Source organism: Pseudomonas sp. TMW22080 (genome assembly GCF_022496745.1).
GTDB lineage: Bacteria > Pseudomonadota > Gammaproteobacteria > Pseudomonadales > Pseudomonadaceae > Aquipseudomonas > Aquipseudomonas bubulae.
On record NZ_SCFF01000001.1, the window covers coordinates 586,927 to 608,419 of the forward strand.

15 protein-coding genes are annotated in these 21,493 nt (G+C 59.8%); 8 read left to right on the forward strand and 7 right to left on the reverse strand.

Annotated features, from left to right (window positions below):
- Positions 1–114: 114 nt before the first annotated feature.
- The 3 genes from EQV96_RS02490 (at position 115) to EQV96_RS02500 (ending at position 4,497) form a co-directional block, all read left to right on the forward strand.
- A complete protein-coding gene (locus tag EQV96_RS02490; RefSeq protein ID WP_095020041.1) occupies positions 115–1,446 on the forward strand; it encodes an MFS transporter in 1,332 nt (443 codons plus the stop codon).
- A 17-nt stretch (positions 1,447–1,463) separates the two neighbouring features.
- Entirely contained in the window at positions 1,464–2,291 is an 828-nt protein-coding gene (locus tag EQV96_RS02495) for an alpha/beta hydrolase (protein WP_095000427.1), read from the forward strand.
- 76 nt (positions 2,292–2,367) lie between these two features.
- Positions 2,368–4,497: an FAD-dependent oxidoreductase gene (locus EQV96_RS02500; RefSeq protein ID WP_095031638.1), complete on the forward strand. Its 2,130-nt coding sequence runs from the start codon at positions 2,368–2,370 to the stop codon at positions 4,495–4,497.
- Between the two features lie 103 nt (positions 4,498–4,600).
- On the opposite strand, the gene EQV96_RS02505 is transcribed toward EQV96_RS02500, so the two are convergent.
- Entirely contained in the window at positions 4,601–5,482 is an 882-nt protein-coding gene (locus EQV96_RS02505; protein ID WP_095000429.1) for a LysR family transcriptional regulator, read from the reverse strand.
- A gap of 133 nt (positions 5,483–5,615) precedes the next feature.
- Between EQV96_RS02505 and EQV96_RS02510 the strand changes: the two genes are divergently transcribed.
- The 4 genes from EQV96_RS02510 to EQV96_RS02525 all read left to right on the forward strand — a co-directional run bounded on the left by EQV96_RS02510 (position 5,616) and on the right by EQV96_RS02525 (position 8,189).
- Positions 5,616–6,314 carry a CoA transferase subunit A gene (locus EQV96_RS02510; protein ID WP_240881216.1) on the forward strand — a complete coding sequence of 233 codons (699 nt, stop codon included), beginning with the start codon at positions 5,616–5,618 and terminating at the stop codon, positions 6,312–6,314.
- A gap of 50 nt (positions 6,315–6,364) precedes the next feature.
- Positions 6,365–7,021: a CoA transferase subunit B gene (locus EQV96_RS02515; protein WP_095000431.1), complete on the forward strand. Its 657-nt coding sequence runs from the start codon at positions 6,365–6,367 to the stop codon at positions 7,019–7,021.
- Positions 7,022–7,597: 576 nt separating this feature from the next.
- Positions 7,598–7,891, forward strand: coding sequence for a type II toxin-antitoxin system RelE/ParE family toxin (locus tag EQV96_RS02520; RefSeq protein WP_095000432.1), 294 nt, complete (start codon positions 7,598–7,600; stop codon positions 7,889–7,891).
- 1 nt (position 7,892) lies between these two features.
- Positions 7,893–8,189 (forward strand): addiction module antidote protein, encoded by a 297-nt coding sequence (locus tag EQV96_RS02525; RefSeq protein WP_095000433.1) that lies wholly within the window; start codon positions 7,893–7,895, stop codon positions 8,187–8,189.
- Position 8,190: 1 nt separating this feature from the next.
- Here EQV96_RS02525 and EQV96_RS02530 read toward each other — a convergent pair whose 3' ends face one another.
- Positions 8,191–8,865, reverse strand: a complete 675-nt coding sequence (locus tag EQV96_RS02530) for an MgtC/SapB family protein (RefSeq protein WP_095000434.1) — start codon at positions 8,863–8,865, stop codon at positions 8,191–8,193.
- 81 nt (positions 8,866–8,946) lie between these two features.
- A complete protein-coding gene (locus EQV96_RS02535; protein WP_176464263.1) occupies positions 8,947–9,960 on the reverse strand; it encodes a GlxA family transcriptional regulator in 1,014 nt (337 codons plus the stop codon).
- A gap of 226 nt (positions 9,961–10,186) precedes the next feature.
- Between EQV96_RS02535 and EQV96_RS02540 the strand changes: the two genes are divergently transcribed.
- Entirely contained in the window at positions 10,187–15,829 is a 5,643-nt protein-coding gene (locus EQV96_RS02540) for a DUF5801 repeats-in-toxin domain-containing protein (RefSeq protein ID WP_240881218.1), read from the forward strand.
- Positions 15,830–15,890: 61 nt separating this feature from the next.
- Here EQV96_RS02540 and EQV96_RS02545 read toward each other — a convergent pair whose 3' ends face one another.
- From EQV96_RS02545 to EQV96_RS02560, 4 genes are all read right to left on the reverse strand, one after another.
- The gene (locus tag EQV96_RS02545) at positions 15,891–16,574 is read right to left on the reverse strand and encodes a response regulator transcription factor (RefSeq protein ID WP_095000436.1); all 684 of its coding nucleotides are present in this window, start codon (positions 16,572–16,574) and stop codon (positions 15,891–15,893) included.
- Positions 16,575–16,937: 363 nt separating this feature from the next.
- Entirely contained in the window at positions 16,938–18,320 is a 1,383-nt protein-coding gene (locus EQV96_RS02550; protein WP_095026496.1) for a TolC family outer membrane protein, read from the reverse strand.
- 2 nt (positions 18,321–18,322) lie between these two features.
- Complete coding sequence (locus EQV96_RS02555) at positions 18,323–19,648, reverse strand: HlyD family type I secretion periplasmic adaptor subunit (protein ID WP_240881220.1); 1,326 nt, start codon at positions 19,646–19,648, stop codon at positions 18,323–18,325.
- Complete coding sequence (locus tag EQV96_RS02560) at positions 19,617–21,395, reverse strand: type I secretion system permease/ATPase (protein ID WP_095024756.1); 1,779 nt, start codon at positions 21,393–21,395, stop codon at positions 19,617–19,619. The genes EQV96_RS02555 and EQV96_RS02560 overlap by 32 nt, the downstream gene beginning before the upstream one ends.
- Between the last annotated feature and the right edge of the window lie 98 nt (positions 21,396–21,493).

Consider the following 21,493-nt stretch of genomic DNA (forward strand, 5'->3'; position numbering starts at 1 on the left):
AGCTTTCATCCCCAGAGAGATTCTGTGCATGACCGGCTGGTCTAAATGGACGATGTTCCTCCAGCCGGTTCGTGGAATAACTCACTCACTAGAACAAAAACCGGGAGACCCGTCGTGTCCATACCCTTGCGCCCCACCTGGCGAACCCATTACGCACTGGGCGTATTGGCAGCCATCTATATCTTCAACTACATAGACCGGCTGCTGATGGCCATTTTGATCGAACCGGTAAAGGCCGAGTTCGGCATTTCCGATACCGGTATAGGTCTGCTTTCAGGTGTGACCTTTGCCGTGTTCTACACCCTTTTCGGCTTTCCGCTGGGGCGCCTGTCCGATCGGATCGGGCGCAAAAAAGTCATCGCCTTCAGCTGTATTGCCTGGAGCGTCATGACCATTTTCTGCGGCTTTGCCGCCAGCTTCACCATGCTGGTGATCGCCCGGATCGGGGTCGCTATCGGCGAAGCCGGGGGCACCGCGCCGTCAATGGCCATGGTCTCGGACCTCTACCCGCCCGACCGCCGCTCGACCGCCCTGTCGGTATTGATGCTGGGCTCAAGTCTGGGGGCGATTTTCGGCCTCGGTCTGGGCGGCTGGATTGCCCAGCATTACGGCTGGCGTTTCGCTTTTGTGGTGATCGGCGCACCGGGGATTTTGCTCGGGTTGATCCTGCTGTTTACCGTGCGGGCACCCAAGCCGGCGATGCTGGTCAGCCCCAATCTGGTCGCGCAAGACCACTGGCTGGTCACGGTTCGCGAATTGTTCCAGACACCGTCCTTTCTCTGGCTGGTGTGCACCGGCGGCTCGGCTGCCATTGCCGGTTATGCCATCGGTACCTGGAGCCCGAGCTTCCTGATCCGCTCCCACGGCCTGAGCCTGCAGGACGCGGGCCTGCTGGCCGGGGTCGCAGGCGGTGCCGGGGCAACCATCGGCACCCTGACCTGCGGCATTTTGTGTGATCGCCTGGTGCGTCGCGACAAGGGCTGGCAAATCGGGGTGCCGCTGCTGGGCACGCTGATCAGCATCCCGTTCGGTCTGGCGTATTTCCTCTGGCCAGTGGGCACTGCATTTTATATGGGCAGCACACCCATGCCGACCGCGTTTCTGTTTTATTGCGTATTCAGCTTTTTTGGCACCTGGTGGGCAACGCCCTGCCTGGGCGCCATCTCCCATCTGTTTCCAGCCACCCGCCTGGCCCAGGCCACTGCAATTTTTGTAATGGCCATGACCCTGCTCGGGGTCGGTGTCGGGCCGCTGCTGATCGGCATGCTCAGTGACGGCTTTGCCCATACCCTGGGCAACGAAGGCCTGCGCTATGCCCTGGCTTCCTGTATCTCGCTGCTGGTTCTGGCCTCGGTGTTTCTGGCCATGGCCTTGCCGCGCTACCGCAACCACCTGATGAACAAGACCCCGACCCCAGCACCGCTGGCTGACGCGGCCACTGCCTGACAACTGGAGATTGAGTGATGACCGAACAAGACCTTCCCCTGCCCATCGGCCACTTTGTGACACTGGACAGCGGCCTGCGCCTGCACTTTCTCGACGAGGGCAGCGGCCCGGTCGTATTGTGGTTGCACGGCAGTGGCCCGGGCGCCAGTGGCTACAGCAACTTCAAGGGCAACTATCCGCAGTTTGTGGCTAACGGCTTTCGCAATCTGGTGGTGGATTTGCCGGGCTTCGGCCGCTCCGACAAACCGGAAGATGTGAACTACGACCTGGCGTTCTTCGTCAACGCCATGTCGGGCTTTCTCAAGGCAGTGGGGGTCAAGCGCGCCACCTTGCTCGGCAATTCCCTGGGCGGTGCGATTGCTCTGGGCCTGGCGCTGGCTGAGCCGGAGCGCGTCGAAAAACTTATTCTCATGGCGCCAGGCGGTGTTGAAGAGCGCGAAACCTACTTCAAGATGATCGGCATCCAGCGCATGGTCGAGCTGTATAACGCAGGCCCGCTGGGCATCGAGCAAATGCGCCGGATCATGAGCCTGCAACTGTTCGACACCGCGCTACTGGACGACAACCTGTTGGCCGAGCGCGTGGCCGTGGCCGTGCATCAGCCGCGCAATCTGTTCAGCACCATGATGGTGCCCAACATGACCGAGCGCCTTGAAGAGCTGCAGGCACCGATCCTCGGGTTCTGGGGCACCGACGACAATTTCAACCCCGCATCCGGCGCGCTTAAAGTGCTGACCCACGCTCCCAATGCGCGTTTTATCATGCTCAATCAGTGCGGCCACTGGGTACAGGTCGAACACCGCGACATGTTCAACAAGGCGTGCCTGGAGTTCCTGCGCGGCTAACCGTATACCTGCATGACCTGCGGCTGCCTGCGGGCGGCCGTAGCCCTTCCAGACACCCGCTCGGGCTGAAATAACAATGACAAAATACCCTCAGTTACTGGCACCCGGTCGCATAGGTTCTCTTGAACTGCGCAACCGCATCATCATGGCGCCCATGGGCTCCAACTTCGCCGAGGCCAATGGCCAGTGTGGCGAGCGCATTCAGGCCTATTACGAAGCCCGCGCCCGTGGCGGCGCCGGGCTATTGATCATGGGGGTGTGCTCGGTGGCGTTTCCGGCCGGGACCGCCGAGCCATTCCAGGTCGGCGTTTCCAGCGATGAGTTTATCCCCGGTTTGAGCCGACTCGCCGAGCGCGTCCACCAGCACGGCGCAAAAATTGCCATGCAGTTGCAGCACGCCGGCAAGACGGCAGTGCGCGACATGGCCGAAGGCCGGCAACTATGGGTGCCCTCGGTGCCGCCGGTGCTGCAAAGCGACATGATGGCCGCGCTGACGCCCGAAGAACTGGCCAACTTTGTCAGCTCCATGAAGCGTCGCGCCGAAGGCTCACCGATCCGTGTAATGGACAGCGCCGATATCGCGCAGATGATCGAGTGGTTTGCCAGTGCCGCCGACCGCGCCAGGCGAGCGGGTTTCGACGGTGTGGAAATCCATGCGGCCCACGGCTACATCATCGCCGGTTTCCTCTCCGGCTATTACAACCAGCGTGAAGACGAGTACGGCGGCTCGCTGGAGAACCGTGCCCGGCTGCTGCTGCAAATCATCGCTGCAATACGGGCCAAAGTCGGCCATGAATTTGCCGTATGGCTGCGCCTGGATGCCGAAGAACTGCACACCCCCGGCGGCATCAATCTTGAAGATGCCATCGCCGTGGCACGCATGGCCGAGGCGGCAGGTGTAGATGCGGTCAGCGTTTCGGCCACTGCGCGCATCACCAGCGGCGTGGTGTTTACCGAGGCGCCACTGGTGCACAAGCCCGGGGGGTATCTGGAATGGACCGCTGCGCTCAAGCGTAGCGTGCAAGTCCCGGTGATTGCCGTGGGGCGGATCGAGCCGGAGGTCGGTGAAGCCGCCCTCAAGCGCGGCGACTGCGACTTCATTGCCATGGCCCGCAAGTTCCTCGCCGATCCGGACCTGCCCAACAAATTGCTCAACGACCAGGAAGCGAGTATCCGCCCGTGCATTTACTGCTACGTGTGCGTGAGCCAGATTTTTATCAACGAGCGGGTCAAATGCGCGGTCAACCCCATGACCGGCCATGAGTTCGAATACGTCATCGGCCCCACTGCCACACCCAAGCATCTGGTGGTGGTGGGAGCCGGGCCTGCCGGGATGGAAGCCGCACGCATCGCCGCGTTACGCGGCCATCGCGTGACCCTGCTCGAGCGCAGCGACCGCCTCGGTGGCACGTTGTTTTTCGCCGGCCTCGCCTATGCCGAAAACGCCCGCCTGCTGGAAAATCTCAAGGTGCAGGTGCAGCAGTCGGCGATTGATATCCGCCTCAACACCCTGGCCAGCCCTGCCCTGCTGCGCGACCTGGGTGCCGATCAGGTGCTGGTGGCCGTAGGTGCCGAACGTGCTGCACCGGCCATCCCCGGCGCCGATCAGGACCATGTCTGGAGTGGCGACGAACTGCGCCGTTTGATGACGGGTGACCGTGCTGAAGAAATAGCCAAACGCAAACTGTCCTTCACCCAGCGTGCACTGATGAAGGCCGGCAGCCTGACTGGCGTGACTGATAGCCGTGAAGCCATGGAAAAACTGTCGCGGGTGTGGATGCCGCTGGGCAAGCGCGTGACCATTATCGGTGGCGGCCTGGTAGGCCTGGAGCTGGCGGAATTTTTGATTGCCCGCGGACGTCAGGTCACCGTACTGGAAAGCGGTACTCACCTGGGCCGGGAGCTGGCCATTGTGCGGCGCTGGCGGGTGCTGCATGAAATTCGTGTGCATGGCGGCGAGTTGATCACCGGGGCCAGCGTTACGGCGATCGACGGCCACAGCGTGCGCTATCAACTGGCCGATGGCACTTCGGCGCAGAGTGACGCCGACTCCGTGGTACTTGCCATCGGCGCCCAGCCCGATACCGGACTGCTCGACGAACTGACCCGAGCGGGGTTGAGCGCCAGCAGCATCGGCGACTGCCACAGTATCGGCTATATCGAAGGCGCAATCAGCGCCGGGCACAAAGCCGGACGCGAGGCCTAGCGGTTCATCTGTGGGAGCGGGCTTGCTCGCGATGCAGGCGGCGCGGTATAGCGGTTGAACCGCGTCGATGCCATCGCGAGCAAGCCCGCTCCCACAACCGCGATTACCAGGTTCTTTCCAACAAGCTGTCGAACATCGCCTGGGCTGCCGACGAAAGCTCATGGCCTGGCTTGGTCAAAACGCCAATGGCCCGCTCCACCACCGGCTCATGCAAGGTGATGCAGCAGGCTCCCAGCTCACGCATCTGTTCGGCACACAGGGCCGGCACCACGCTCACGCCCAGCCCGCTGGCGACCATGCGGCCCACCGTGGCCAACTGATGGCTTTCAAATTCAACCGGCAATTTCATCTGCCGCGCCTGCAAGTGTTCTTCCAGCAGCACCCTCACCGCAGACGGTCGTTGCAGAGTGATAAAGGGCTGTTCCAGCAGGGTCTGCCAGTCGATCAAGTCAAGCCCGGCCAGTGCCGAGTCACGGGGCACCACGGCGACAAAACGGTCCAGATACAGCGGGGTGAACGTCAGCGACGAAGCGCCTGCCGGCTCGAAGGCCACACCCAGCTCCACCTCCCGGTCACGCACCATCTCCAGTACCTGCTCGTTGATCACATCGTTGACCGTGACGTTGACCTTGGGATGCCGCGCGCGAAAATTTTTCACAATGGCCGGCAGCAAGTTGCCCGAAAACGACGGGATGGCGGCCAGGGTGACGCGCCCGCGCTGCAGGGTGAAGCGCTGGCGCATTTGGTCTTCGACATTGTCCCAGTCAGCAATCAAACGCCGGGCCAGCGGCAACAGCGACTCGCCCTCCGGGGTCAGGGCGACATTGCGCGTGGTGCGACTGAACAATCGCCCGCCCAGGCCCTGTTCCAGCGCCTTGATGGTCAGGCTCAGGGCCGACTGCGACAAATGCAGACGTTCGCAGGCCACGGCAAAACTCAGGCTTTGGGCCACCGCAAGAAAGGCACGGATTTGTTTTACGGTCATGGCCAGGCCTCAGGCTTATTGATTTGTTTTATCTATTAATCCGACGCAAAAATCAACTTATCAAATCAATGATACGCAGTAACACTCATGACCAATGGCTGAGCACAGCCGGCGAACAATAAAAGAGGTGCATATGGCAGGTTTCGACAAGCGTGTGGCGTCCTATGAAGAAGCCCTGGCCGGGCTCAAGGATGGCATGACCGTGATCTCTGGCGGCTTTGGCCTGTGCGGCATCCCGGAGAACCTGATCAACGAGATCAAGCGCCAGGGCATCCGTGACCTGACCGTGGTATCCAACAACTGCGGAGTCGACGGTTTCGGCCTTGGCGTACTGCTGCAAGACCGTCAGATCCGCAAGGTCATTGCCTCGTACGTCGGTGAAAACGCCCTGTTCGAAAAACAGTTGCTCAGCGGCGAAATTGAAGTGGAGCTGACCCCCCAGGGCACTCTCGCGGAAAAAATGCGCGCCGGCGGTGCCGGTATCCCGGCGTTTTTCACCGCTACCGGGGTCGGCACCCCGGTCGCCGACGGCAAGGAAACCCGTGAATTCAAAGGGCGCGCCTATTTGATGGAAGAGTCCATCACCGGCGATTTTGCCATTGTCAAAGGCTGGAAAGCCGATCACTTCGGCAACGTGATTTATCGCCACACCGCGCAGAACTTCAACCCCCTGGCCGCCACGGCCGGCAGGATCACCGTGGTCGAAGTCGAAGAAATCGTCGAGCCCGACGAACTGGACCCGACGCAGATCCACACTCCCGGCATCTACGTCGACCGGATCATTTGCGGCACGTTTGAAAAACGCATCGAACAGCTCACTGAGCGCGACTGATCCTCAGCCCCCCTGCCCCAAGCTTTTGAACCTGAGCACGGAGAACAAAAATGGCTCTTACCCGAGAACAAATGGCACAGCGCGTCGCCCGTGAAATGCAGGACGGTTTCTACGTCAACCTGGGTATCGGTATTCCGACCCTGGTTGCCAACTACATCCCCGAAGGCATGGAAGTCATGCTGCAATCGGAAAACGGCCTGCTCGGCATGGGTGCCTTCCCCCGCGTCGGTGAAGCCGACGCCGACATGATCAACGCCGGCAAGCAGACTGTGACTGCGCGCACCGGGGCGTCGATTTTTTCCTCGGCCGAATCCTTCGCAATGATCCGGGGTGGCCATATTGATCTGACCGTGCTCGGCGCATTTGAAGTCGATGTACAGGGCAATATCGCCTCCTGGATGATCCCCGGAAAACTGGTCAAGGGCATGGGTGGAGCGATGGACCTGGTGGCCGGTGCCGAGAACATCATCGTCACCATGACCCATGCGTCCAAGGACGGCGAGTCCAAACTGCTGGCGCGTTGCAGCCTGCCACTGACCGGCGCCGGATGCATCAAGCGCGTGCTGACCGACCTGGCCTATCTGGAAATCGACAACGGCGCCTTCATCCTCAAAGAACGTGCCCCGGGTGTCAGTGTTGAAGAAATCGTCAGCAAAACCGCCGGCAAACTGATCGTCCCCGAGCATGTGCCCGAGATGCAGTTTTAACCGAAATTCCTGTAGCTACTCTGTTACCGGTCAAGGGCTCTGTAACAGCTGACTCGCGGCCTTCGTTCCTCAGCAGCGACTACAGAAACACTGCAACTGTGGGAGCGAGCCTGCTCGCGAAGGTCGTTCGCGAGCAGGCTCGCTCCGACAATAGGGCTTGACCTGCAACAGAGTATCTACAGGTGCAAGCGTGATCCGAGTGTGAACTCTGAAGCCGCAGCGGCTGCAGGACTCAAGACTTCACACCTCGATTTTTTTACCCGGATTTGCCCGGGCCCAATCACCCGACCATCCGCAGCCACCGGTTGCATCAAGGCCAGCGGCTGTTCGGTGGCGGTGTCCACCAACTGCGAGGGCTGTGACAGTGCGTCAAACACCAGCCATGGCCCAGCCCGCGTAGTCGCCTGCATCAAGGGCATGGTTTGTCATGGCCGCTCACATATTTGTCCTGCTGCGATGAAGGCCGGTGGCTAGTCTTTTTCGAGACCACCACCCAAGCCGCAACCACTCATCGGAGCAAATCATGCTGGCATACAACAAGGCTTGCAAATCGTCTCCAAATGGAGACAATCATTGATGAATCACGAGATACGGCAAACCATAATTTTTGCTGATTGGCTGCTGAATTTAAGAGACATGCGTGCACGGATCGCCATCGCCCGAAGAATTGACCGGGTATCAACCGGCAACTTGGGTGATTTCAAATCCGTGGGCAATGGCGTATCTGAGCTGCGCATTGATATCGGCGCAGGCTATCGGGTGTATTTCACCTTGCGCGAGGTCTCGATCGTGATTTTGCTGGCTGGGGGTGACAAGTCCACACAGCCTGGCGATATCCGCCAGGCGCATAAAATGGCAAAGGAGATTTAACATGACCACTACGCTACTGCCCTTCGACATGGCACAGCTGCTGAACAGCGATGAGGCCATCAGTGAATACCTGACTCAAGTGCTTGCCGACGGTGACACTGACGAACTGATCCGTGCCGTTGGCTACGTTGCAAAAGCTCGTGGCATGGGGCAAATAGCCAATGCCACCGGGCTTGGTCGTGCCAGTTTGTACAAGGCTTTCGCTGCGGGTGCCAAGCCCCGCTTTGAAACCGTGATCAAAGTGATGCACTCCCTGGGTATTGATTTGCAGGCTACAACCCAGGGCAACAGGCCTTGAATTAATGCGGCGCCTGCTCTTCCCTGACATCCGGAATGGTCAAAATCCGCTTCAACAGCTCTGCCGTCTCAACCCGGCTGGTTCTTTTGAACTCCACCGTGATGCTCTCGGTCCCCATGTCCGGCCCCTGCTCAACCACCACCTGCTTGAGTCGCGCAGCATCCTCACCGAGAAACTCCTCAAGGCTCTGGCGATTCACCACCCCAAGAGGGGCCACCAGCTTGATCACATGGACCTTTATATAATCGCGATAGCGGTGCTCGATAGGCCCGATGGCAATCAAAATGGCCAGAATCAACACGGTCGCAGCTACGCCCAGCACATACATGCCGCCGCCAATGGACATACCGATAGCCGCCACTGCCCACAGGCTAGCCGCCGTGTTCAACCCCTTGATTACTTCGCCGCGCATCATGATCGACCCGGCCCCGAGAAAGCCGATGCCGGTGACAATTTGCGCAGCAATCCGCGAAGGATCCAGTTGCGTGCCCGGCTGGGTCAGCGCCTGTTGGAAACCAAAGGCCGACACGGTCATAAACAAGCATGCCCCGGTCGCCACCAACATGTGCGTCCGCAAACCTGCTGTCCAGAATTGATGCTCGCGCTGCAAGCCAATCAAGCTGCCGAGCACCGCTGCCAGCAGCAAACGGCCAATCATTTCCCATTCTGAAATCATCCCAACCCCTCTAACCAGAGCATCTGCCTGCGCAGTAAGTGCCCACAGCATAGTCAAGGATCGGCACTGTGCCGGGCTGAGTTATTTGACCAGGCGCACTTCCTTGGACGGCCGATAGCCGAAATAGGCGCTGTAGCACTTGCTGAAATGACTGGGCGAGACAAACCCGCATGCCACCAAAACATCGACTTGAGACAGCTCGGTGTGCTGCAGCAACCGTCGCGCTTCAGTGATGCGCAGTTCTAGGTAATAGCGCTGCGGCGTGGTACCCAGTTGCTCCTTGAACAGGCGCTCGAGCTGACGTCGGGACCGGCCGACATAAACCGCAAGCTGTTCAAGCTCCAGAGGGTCCTCGAGGTTGGCGTCCATCAGCTTGACCACTTCGCGCAAAGGCGCACTGACGCAGATATTTTCCGCCGGCTTGATCCGTCGGTAGCGTGATTCCTCAAATGCCAGAATATCCTCGATGCCTTCCACCAGTGCCTTGTCATGCAGGCTCTTGATCCAGCCCAGAGCCATCTGGAAGGCTCCGGCAGGACTGGAGGCGGTCATCCGGTCACGATCGATAACATAGGGTTCGCTGGTGACCTGCGCTGCCTTGGCCACTTCGGTCAGTGCCGGGCGATGCTCTGGGTGGATTGCGCAACGATAACCGTCCAGCACCCCGGCACTGGCGAGAAACCAGGCGCCGTTCCATAACCCGCCCAGCGTGATACCCGCACGCGCAGCCGCCCTGAGCAGGCTGCTCAACTCATCATTGAGCTTCAACTCGGTCCGGTACCCCCCACAGATCACCAGCAGGTCCAGTTCATGGATCATCGCCGGATCAATACAGGCATCGGGACGGATCACCAAACCCAGATCGCTGACCACCTCACCGTCGCTCAAGCCATAGGTGCGCGAAGAAAACAAACCGGCACGCAGCAGGTTGGCGGTAATGATGGTGTCCAGCGCCTGGGTGAAGGCCGGCAGCGAAAAATGCTCAAGCAACACAAAACCGGTACGCACCATGGGCCCTGGCTCTACGGCACTGTCTTTGAGGTAACGAAGGTTCTTGCCCTTCATGCCGGTGCTGAATTGACGTCGTTCGGTCAAGATTCGATCCGTTTCTTGTGTATTTATAAGGCGCAATGCTAACCGTAGGCAGGTGAAAAAGCTCCTGCCTCAGCTCTCCTGCTTCCCCACCCTGATAGGCCGATACTCCCAGACCGCCTGGGAGTATCGGCCGATGCGCAACCTGACGCACAAACCCATAGTTGAGATCTGTCGCAATAAATCCCCAGCGGTCAGCTCTGTGACCGGAATCAGCCAGGAGAGCGTCATGGCTATCATCTTGAACAGCAGTATCACGGTCGATGAAACGAGCGGTTTGCAGAACGCCGCCACCTCCACCGATATCGAAGATATCAACGATAACGACATCACCGTCGCGGCCATCAATGGTACCGATGATACCGGCGACCTGCCCTTCGCATTCGAGTCCCGTCTGTTCACTCTGCTGGGCGCCACACCGGTCAAGAATGCGGCGCTGAGTGGCTATACCGGCGCCGCCGGCAACAGCGGTGCCGACCTGATCACCATCACCGGTACCTACGCGGACCTGGCCTTTACCGATGCCCAGGGCAAGGCGCTGGGCGACCCGACCAACGCCAACAGCGGCTCGGACTGGAGCGGCCTGTATACCCTCGATGGCACCAGAATCTTTCTTTATACGGACACGACCAACAATATCGTGCTGGGCCGTGCTGGCACTGAAGGGGCGACACCCGCACCCGAGGACGACCTGGCAGATCCGGGCGGTACTCTTATTTTCGCCGCCTATCTTGAACAGACAGCAACCGGGGCCAAGGTCTGGATGGTGCAGCAAGAACCGCTGCTGCACCCGGACACCGCCAACCCCGATGATGTGGTCGACATGAGCAACCACCTCTGGGTAACCGCCAGCCAGGATCTGGCTTTTGATTTCGCCGGTTTGCCCTCCGGGCAGAACGGCTTTCTGATGTTCAAGGCAGGTGGCAGTACCACCGGCCTGATCGTTACCGGCATGGACCCGGATCAGGTACCTGCCAATCAGGCTGACACCGTCAATACCAGCCAGGGTGCCGGCCCTACCACCATCGGCACCAACAGCCAGGGGATCAAGGCTGGCGAAGGCATGATCTTCAGTTTTGTGAGCAACCCGGACGCGCGTTACACCGTGCCAGACCTGACCCATGGTGAGGCGACCAACGAAAGCAACATCCTGTTTGGCGGGCTCTTCGCGGCAAGCGGCGCAACCATTGTCATCGCCCAGGCCACCCCCCCGAAAACCTGTGCGGCCACTATCAGCGCCTTTACCACCGGCCTGGAGGTCGGATCGGCTTACTATGACGGCCTGCTTGACGGTAATGGGCATGCGGTAAACGGGGCAGACAATCTTGGCTATATCGCCAGTATCACGGTGATCGGTGCCAATGGTGTTGCCATCGCCGGTCTGACCGGGGTCACGACCAACACCACGCTCGGCAGCATCAGTGTGACCTTCAACACCAGCAATGGCGGCCTTGACCGCACCGCAACGATTGTCGGCTTCGAAGCCAACTTCTCCCTGCAATACACCGTTGATGGCACCCACAATCGCGTGGTAATTGAAAACAGCGGCACCGGCAACTCCACGTTCGATATCGGCGGTTTCCATCTGCCCAATGTGGTGGCCGTGCCTCAGGAAGTCGGCAGCCTGTTTAACTTTGAAGACGACGGCCCTGCCGCCGCGGGGCTGCCGGTAACGGCACTGGTGGATGAAGACAGTCTGATTGGCGGCATCGATGGCGGTGTCGGCGACGCGGGCCTGCTGGTTCCGGCATCGGCCTCAGGCACTGTGGCCACTGTATTCACATCCGGTACTGATGCGCCGGCAAGCTACTCCTTGTCCAACGACACTTCCGCCGTGCAAGTAGTTGACAGCGCCGCGACTGCGGTGGCGCTGGCCTCCAAGGGCGAGGCGGTTAAATATGACGTGATCGGCAACACCCTGTGGGGCTATGTCGGTGCCGCTGCTGAATACGTCGCCGCCACTGACCGCGCGGTGTTCAAGCTGGAGCTGACCAATACCTCTGACGGCAGCTATACCTTCACCCTTCTCGATCAACTCGACCACCCGGATACGGTGGGTGGCGACAACAGCGAAAACGAACTGATGCTGCAGTTGGGTTCGGTGTTCAAGGTCACCGACAAGGATGGTGACTCGGTCACCGCTACGGCGCAGAAACTGGTAATCACCGTGGATGACGACACCCCGATCGCCACACTGAACCCGCTCACGGGGACGGTGGACGAAGACGGTGTGCTCGAAGGTGCGGCTAACGCTGGCCCAGGTGATGGTATCGCAGGCGGCACAGGTGATGTGGCCGGGGAAATCGTGCTTGCCACCGGCAATGTCAGTACCCTGTTTGCCTCCGGTGCGGACGAGCCACTGAGCTATTCGCTGACCACCAATGGCCTGTCAGCCCTGGGGCTGAAAAGCGCCGGGGTTACCGTGACCTATGCGGTCGCCTTTGATGCCATCAGCAGCACCTGGCTGCTCACTGCATCAGCCGGAGCAGGCAATACGGTGTTCACTTTCAGTCTGCACACAAGCACTGGCGCCTATGCCTTTACCCTGGTGGATCAACTCGATCATGCCGCCGGCCTGAACGAGAACGATCTGACCATCGCCCTTGGCACCGCCATCAACGCTACCGACTTTGATGGCGACACGGTAACGGCAGCCGCCAACGGCCTGGTGATCACGGTGAACGATGATACCCCTGTCGCCACGGTCAATCAGCTCACGGGCAGCGTGGACGAGGACGGTGTGGTGGAAGGCACGGCTAACGCCGGCCCCGGCGACGGTATCGCCGGTGGTACCGGGGATGTGGCCGGGGAAACCGTATTGGCCAGCGGCAACGTCAGCACCCTGTTCCAGTCCGGCGCGGACGAAGCGCTGAGCTACTCGCTGACCACCAATGGCATGGTGGCCCTGGGCCTGCAAAGCGGCGGCGTGGCCGTCAGCTATGCGGTCGCCTTTGACGCAGGCAGCAACACCTGGCAGCTCACGGCCTCGGCCGGAGCAGGCAATACGGTGTTCACCTTCAACCTGCACGCCGCAACCGGCGCCTATGCCTTTACCCTGGTGGATCAACTCGATCATGCCGCCGGCCTGAACGAAAACGATCTGAGCATTGCCCTCGGCACTGCCGTCAATGCCACCGACTTTGATGGCGACAGTGTGACCGCAGCGGCCAATGGCCTGGTGATTACGGTGAACGACGATTCACCGATCGCTTCCATCAATCAGCTCACCGGTACGGTGGACGAAGACGGTGTGGTGGAAGGCACGGCTAACGCCGGCCCCGGCGATGGCATCGCCGGTGGTAGCGGGGATGTGGCCGGGGAAATCGTATTGGCCAGCGGCAATGTCAGTACCCTGTTCCAGTCGGGTGCAGACGAAGCCCTGAGCTATTCGCTGACCACCACCGGCATGGCAGCACTGGGCCTGATGAGCGGCGGCGTGGCCGTCACTTACGCGGTCGCCTTTGACCCAGGCAGCAACACCTGGCTGCTCACGGCCTCAGCCGGAGCAGGCAATACGGTGTTCACCTTCAGCCTGCACGCTGCAACCGGCGCTTATGCCTTTACCCTGGTAGATCAACTCGATCATGCCGCCGGCCTGAACGAGAATGATCTGACCATCGCCCTCGGCACGACCCTCAACGCCACCGACTTTGACGGCGACAGCGTGACGGCAGCGGGCGATGGCCTGGTGATCACGGTGGATGACGACACGCCACTCGCATCGATCAATCTGCTCACCGGCACGGTGGACGAAGACGGTGTACTTGAAGGCGCGGCCGACTCTGGCCCTGGTGATGGTATCCCGGGCGGTACCGGGGACGTGGCCGGGGAAATCGTATTGGCCAGCGGCAATGTCAGCGCCCTGTTCCAGTCCGGTGCGGACGAGCCGCTGAGTTACTCCCTGACCACCAATGGCCTGACGGCACTGGGCCTGAAAAGCGGCGGGGTCACGGTGACCTATGCCACTGCCTATGACGCGGGCAGTAACACCTGGTTGCTGACCGCTTCTGCCGGGGCCGGCAATTCGGTGTTCACCTTCAGCGTGCAAGCGGCGACAGGGGCCTATGCCTTTATGCTGCTCGATCAACTCGACCATGCCGCCGGCCTGAACGAGAACGATCTGAACATCGCTCTGGGCACTGCAATCAATGCCACGGACTATGACGGCGACAGCATCACGGCCGCCGCCAACGGCCTGCTGATTACCGTGGATGACGACTCGCCCGTGGTCACCGCCAAGTCCAATGTGGTCTATGCCAACGCCAGCAACCCGACTCCAGGCGGCACTGGCGTATTTGCCTATGACATCGGCGCGGATGAGCGCCTGGGAACGGTCTACAGCTCTGCAAACAGCGACCTGTCCGTGAGCATGGGAGACAGCACGGTGGGCACCACCGCCATCAGCAACAAAGTGGTGACATGGGCCTCGGAGTCAGACACCAGTGCGGTGTTTAACCTCTCCTTCACCTATGTTTCCAACAACCCGACGCTGGGCGCGCTGACCAACGCAACCGGTACCATGACCTTTGACAAGGTGGCAGATACCTACACCTTGAGCCTGACGGACGATATCGACAGCTTCAGCATCCTGAAAACCTCCGCAGCACAAGGCTTCACCGGCTACAACATTGGCGGCACAACGCCAATCAACCAGCAACCGCCGGTGTCGGTGGCCAAGCTGGCCGACGACTTCTTTGTGCAGTTCAGCGGTTTCGCTGAACAGGGTTCAGGCACCGGTGCCAATAACATCATGGCCGGTGGCAACAGCGCCTTCGTCCCCGGTGAGCTGTTCTCTGCCGCCACCTCATGGGTCAGTGTTTCCGGGACCGCCGCCGGCGTGGCCGGTGACACCATCCAGCAAGGCGAGGTAATGGACCTGGACTTCTTCACCGCCAGCCCGTTCGGTGATACAGCCGCAGCGCCCACAGCCACCAGCAAAGGGATCTACGTCAAGTTCGACGGCATCGGCAGCGAGGACCTGGTAATGGTGCTCAAGCTTATCGATCCTGACGACAACAGCCAAATCACCCGGGCGATCATTGTCGACAGCGAAGACATCATCATAAAAAACGCCTCGACTTCACCCAATAACTTCCATCCGATTGCCAACCCCGCAGCCTACGGGATCACCCTGGATCAGAACGACGGTGCGGTGATTATCGAGAGCAACGACTACAACTTCGGCGGCGAGAACTACCTGATCCAGGGCCTGCAGGTGCTGGATTCCACCGAGGGTGTCAGCGGTAGCGGCTACAACCTCAATGGCAATGTGGGCGTCAGCGGGGTCAGTACCGGCAGCACATTGACCTTCAGCAACGAGTCCGGCGAGGGCAGTAAAAGCAACCCTGTAGAAGCCGGTGAAGCGGGAACCTGGGATGGCGATGTGATCAAGATCACTGACCTGGGTTTTGTCACCTCGACCACCCCGGATGCCCATCTGGCCTTCAACGTCGTGGTGACGGATGCGGATGCCGATTCAACCGCAGCCCAGACCCTGAATGTGACCATCGAAGGGGACAAAACCTTCACCGGTGGTGTGGGGGCCGACACCTTCAACTTCAGCGGCCTGGATACCGATAGCTCACTGACTGCGGCAACGACAGTGATCTCCTCCGGCTTCACTTCCGGGGTGGACACGCTGAACTTCCCGACCGCAGGCACAGGGGCGAACTATATGGAAGTGGCGGCCCCCGCGGCCAACGTGGCAGCCTTTATTACCGCCGCCGATACGGCGCTCAATGGCACCACCAACTACTACTTTGGCGTCGTTGGAGGCGACGGCTATCTGGCATACGACGGTGATGGCACGGGGATCACCGGCATTATCAAGTTGGTGGGTGTGACGGATATAGCCCCGACTGACATTGTGTAAATGTCGCAGCAGGTAAAAAGGCCTGGCTCCCACAAGGAGCCAGGCCTTTTTTGTCGGGCCTTTATTTGCTGTCAAACAACCCGTGCTTGATTGCGTACATCAGCAAGTCCGTACGGTTGATCAGGTCAAGCTTCTGGTAAATGTTGCTCAGATGGTTATGCACGGTGTGCTCGCTGATGCCCAGGCTTCCGGCGATGCTCATGTACTTGGCCGAGGGCTCACCCACGATGGCGCGAATCAGCTCTCTCTCGCGCAAGGTCAGACGCGATTGTTTCTCCAGTTCCAGATTGTGTTTCAAGGCCGTATGCCCGCTCGCAGCATAGTCGCACAGGCCGCCGGTCCAGGCCCTGTTGAGCCCGGTGTCTCGATGGTGGACCTTGATGATGGCAAGGATGATCGACTCGGTCGGGTCTTCCGCCAGTACGATGCCACGAGCACCCGCTTCCATTGCCTGGGTTGCGGGTATGACCTCGTACAGCCCTTTGAGCACCAGCACTTTAATCCCGGTACTGCGGGTGAGTTGGGTGATGACCGCCAGCGGGTTCAGCGCGTCCGGAAAGAAGCTAAAAAATATGACATGGGGTCGTAACTGATCGGCAAGGTCAAGCGCATGGGTATAGGTGGTGGCCTGGCCACTCACTTCCATTTGAGGCTTCCTGGCATTGATCAAGTCGTGAAGACCTCTGAGAACAAGCGGGCGACAGTCGATCAGCATCACACGTATGGGTTTTCTGAGGGGGGGCATTACCTTCCTGACTCCCTTGAACCATCAATCACCTCTACCCGCTGCCCGTTCGAGTAGAAGCAAAAACAATCAGGAGTACTTATCAATAGCTTGCGCCTGTTGATGTTCTTCCTCGGGCTGTCTGGTAAGTCTAGGACAGACCTGCGTGCTGCCCCGCCTGCCAGAACGGCAATCGGGCAATCCGTTTTTTAATCAGGCACCTCGTGTTTATTCCTGCATGCGGCCAGCAGACCACGCAAATCAAGGCCTTAGGCGTGCTGCAGGGGGGACGCGACATGTATGACAGGCATCATGCGTGTCAAAAAAACAGACAGATGGTGTAACACCAGGTTAACAGATAAGCACAAGGTCAATTAAATGGCGTTATCGCGGATCCGCAATGTCCGCCGCCGGACTGCCCGGATTCAGCCACAGATTCACGCTTGCAACACTTTCACCAGGTGGCTTGCCCGCCCAGCGATTGAGCGTAATGACATTGGTGACGAAGTCGTACTGGGTCTTAAGCAAATCCCGATGAGCCCGGTATTCGTTACGCACACTGGTCAGCACATCGACGGCATTCACCATCCCGTAACCGAACGCTTTTTCTGCAGCGGCTCTGGACAGCTGTGCCGAAGCCAGGGCATGGCGACTGGCACTGATCTTCTCTGCGCTGGTATCGGCCGTCAGGTAGGCGCTGGTGATTTCCTTGACCACCCGCCGCTGTACCGACTCCAGCTGTTGCTCGGCCGCGATCTGATCCTGATACAGCCCGCGCACCCGTGCCGAGGTCGAGCCGCCGCTGTATATCGGTACCTGCAGGCCGATCCCGGCCACATAACTGTCGGTGCGCGGCACCAGGGCATTGTTATAGCCTTCGTTGGACTGCTGCGCGCTGAGGGTCAGGCTCAGAGTCGGATAGTGCCCGCCCTTGCCGCTACGCAAGGCCGCGCCAGCCACCTCTACCCCGCTTTCATTGGCCTTGAGTGCCGGGTTTTGCGCAACCCCTTCGCGCACCCAGCTTTCCAGGCTCTGCGTCGAAACCCGTAACTGCACATCGTCGCGCACGCGACTGAGCTTCTCCTTGACCGGCCGTCCGACGATTTCGGCCAGCGCTGCGCGACTGACGCTGACCTGGTTACGGGCATCCAGGACCTGCGCCGCCAGGCCGTCGACACGGGCCTTGAGGTCCAGCTGATCGGTAATCAAGGCCAGCTGTTTGGCGTACAGCGCGTTGACCCGGTCCAGGCTTTTTTGCGTGGTACGCAGCTCGGCCTGAATCAGTTCGAGTTCATCTTCGGCGGCCAATACCGTGAAGTACCGCCGGGCCAGCTCCACCGTGGCCTCGGACTGAGCCTCCAGAGCTTCGGAATCGGACTGTTTGGCCATGCTTTTGAACTTCTGGTAATTCTCCCAGGTGGACTTGTTGTACAGATACTGACGCAATACCAGACTGTAGACTTCACTGTCGAAACTCTGCTGCACCAGCTCGTTTTCCTGGTGAATCCGGTTGACCCCGGCGTTGAGCGATACCTGCGGCAACAGGGTGCCCATGGCTTCACGCTGGTACTCCTGCCCTGCTTGCGCCCGCGCACGGGAGGCCAATATTCGCGGGTCCTGCAAACGGGCCTCGCGATACAACTGCATCAGGTCAGTGGTGAATGTCGATGCGCTGACCCCTTGCGCCGCTGGCACTGCGCCTTGCGCAAGGGCAACCCCCGCGGCAAGCCCGAACAAACCACCCAGCACGCGTGCAGTCACTTGCATGATCACTCCTCAATCATCGATTGTGAGAGGGCATTGCGCGCCGGTTGCATCAGGTAGTGCAGCAGAGTGCGCTGCCCGGTGATGATCAACACGTCCGCCGGCATGCCCGGCAGCAACTTGCGTTCCCCCAAGGTGTGCTCACCGGCTTTGGTCACCTTGACCCGGGCGAGGTAATAACCGGCCCCGGTTTTTTCATTGATCAGCCGGTCTGCCGAAACACTGCTGACCTCGCCTTCGATCACCGGTGTGGTGGCGCTGTTGAACGCGCCAAAACGAATATCGGCACGCCTGCCGATGGCAACACGATCAATGTCCACCGGCGCCACCTGGGCCTCAATAACCAGCCCCGACACTGACGGTACGATGTCCAGCAACGGGGTCGCCGGGCGCACCACGCCGCCAATCGTATGCACGGTCATGCCGATCACCATGCCCGCTTCAGGGGCACGAATCACGATATGGCCCAGGCGGTCTTCCAGGGCGCTGGCGCGCTCCTGCAGGTCGTAAATTTTGCTCTGGACCTCTGCCAGTTGCTTGACCACTTCGGCATTGAAGTCCTTGTCGATCTGCAGGATCTGCAGCCGGGTTTCATTGATCTGCAAGCGGCTGGTGGTGATTGCGGAACGGTGCTCGACCACTTCCGACCTGAGCAGTTGGCGCTTGCGTTCCTGCTCGAGCAGACGCTGTTTGTCGACAAAGCCCTGGGCCAGCAGGTCAGTCAATTCGACAATTTCACCACTGTAGGACCTGTCCAGATGCCCCTTGGCGCCGATAATCGCCTGGGTGCCATTGATCTGTTCATTCAACTGGTCAATGCGCTCTTGCAGCACGGCAATCTGCCCCAGGCGCGAGCCTCGCTGGGCGTTGAATACCCGGATTTCGCCCTGGCGCGCTTCGCCGCCCCGCTGGATGTCGGCTGTGGCCAGCGCAGCAAAAGCAATCTCGGGCAGATTGTCGCGCTCTGCCACAAGCCGGGCTTCCATGGCTTTGGCGGCAATCAGTTGCCCACGGGTCATCTGGTATTCGAAGCGCAGCGGCGTATCGTCGAGAATGATCAGCGGGTCATCCTGTTTGACGGTATCACCGTCATGTACCAGCACCTCTTTGACGATGCCGCCTTCAAGGTGCTGTACCGTTTTGCGATACGCCTGCACGGTCACCACACCCGGTGCATAGGCCGCGCCATCAAGCGGCGCGAACGCAGCCCAGGTGCCGAACACGCCGAAAGTCAGCACCACAATGACAAAACCCAGGCGTCGGATTTTTCGATCGCTAGTGGTCAGTTCGGCAAAGTTGTCAGTTGATGGAATTGGGATCATGGGGTTCATCGGAACCGTCCTTGCCGTTAGCCACCGCAGCCATGGCGGTTTCAGCCTGCATGGTCTGTTTTGGCGCCTGCTGTGCGTTGAGCTCCGTCAGCACGAGCTCACGCGGCCCGAACAGACTGAGGCCGCCGTTGCTCATCACCATGAGCCGGTCAAGCTGGGACACAATATTGGTGCGATGGGTAATCACAAACAGGGTGGCACCTGACAGCCTGATCCTGTGAAGGGCAGCTATCAGGGCTCGGTCACCGACTTCGTCGAGATTGGAATTGGGCTCATCGAGGATGATCAGCCGCGGGCTGCCGTACAGGGCGCGAGCCAGCCCTATGCGCTGGCGCTGCCCGCCGGAAAGTACCACGCCGTCACCACCAATCACGGTGTCGTAACCATCGGGCAACAACAGGATCATGTCGTGAACACCGGCCGTGGTGGCCGCAAGAATGACTTTCTCGGAATCGACCCGGGTAAAACGGGCAATGTTGTCGCTGACGCTGCCTTCGAACAGCTCGATGTCCTGGGGCAAGTAGCCGATATGGGGCCCCAGTTCATGTTTATCCCAGGCGCTGATATCCGCGCCATCCAGGCGCACCACACCTTGCAGCGGTGCCCAGATGCCCAGCAGCGCCCTGGCGAGGGTAGACTTGCCCGCCGCACTGGGGCCGATAATGCCGACCACGCAACCGGCCGGCACACTGAAACTGATGTTCTTGATGATGGCAATATTCGAGCCGGGAGCCGCAACGGTCAGGTTCTCAACCTGCACGTCGCCCTTGGGCGCCGGTAATGACATGCGCTCGGGCTGAGCCTGTTGGCTGGCCAGGATCGCGTTAAGCCGGGCGTACTGCGAGCGCGCCGCAATAAAGCCTTTCCAGCTGCCGATAATCAGATCAATGGGTGCCAGTGCCCGGCCCAGCAGGACCGACCCGGCAAACACCAGCCCTGCCCCCACCTGATGATCCACGGCCAGATAGGCCCCCAGTCCGAGAATCAGCGATTGCACCAGAATCCGGAACGACCTGGACAGGGTGCTGATCATGGCCCCTTTATCGCTGGCCCGGGATTGCAGCAACAGCACATTTTTTTGCCGGGTCCACCAACGGTCCATCAAGGTTTCAAGCATGCCCATGGATTCGATGACTTCGGCATTGCGCAGGTTTTTCGTGGTGTAGAGCGAAGCGCCAATATGCTCCTTGTTGGCCTGGGCCAGCGTCGGCCCGGTCAATCTTTCATTAACAAACGCAAGCAACAGCAACAACAGCGCACTGCCCGTCGCCACCCAGCCAAACCAGGGGTGAAACATAAACATCACGGCGATATAGATGGGTAGCCAGGGGGCATCAAAAAAGGCAAACAAGCCGTTACCGGAGAGAAACTGACGCAAGCCGGTCAAGTCATTCAGCGGTTGGGCCGAGGCGTCCATCCCGCCGCTTTCCAGGGCCCGCTTGAAACTGGCCTTGTAGACCTGGCGGCTGAGCAGCATGTCCAGGCGGTTGCTGACCCGGACCATGATCCGTGATCGGGTCCACTCAAGGCAGCCGAGGGTGATCACCAGACCGGTCATGATCAGCGTCAACATGCTGAGGGTGGTCAGGCTGCCGCTGGTGATCACGCGCCCATAGACCTGCAACATATAGAACGTGGGAACCAGCATTAACGCATTGATAAAGAAGCTGAAAAAACCAACGGAGAGAAAGCTTTCCCGGCAGGCTTTCAACGCAGTGTGCAGGCTGTTTTCAGATGGGCTACGCATTGAAAATTCCAGCTTTGAAAGCCTTCATTAGTAAAGCGTAGATCATGCCCGCGCGGTGTGCTTAGCGTGGCGCGGCACGAAAACTTCACTGGCAGACA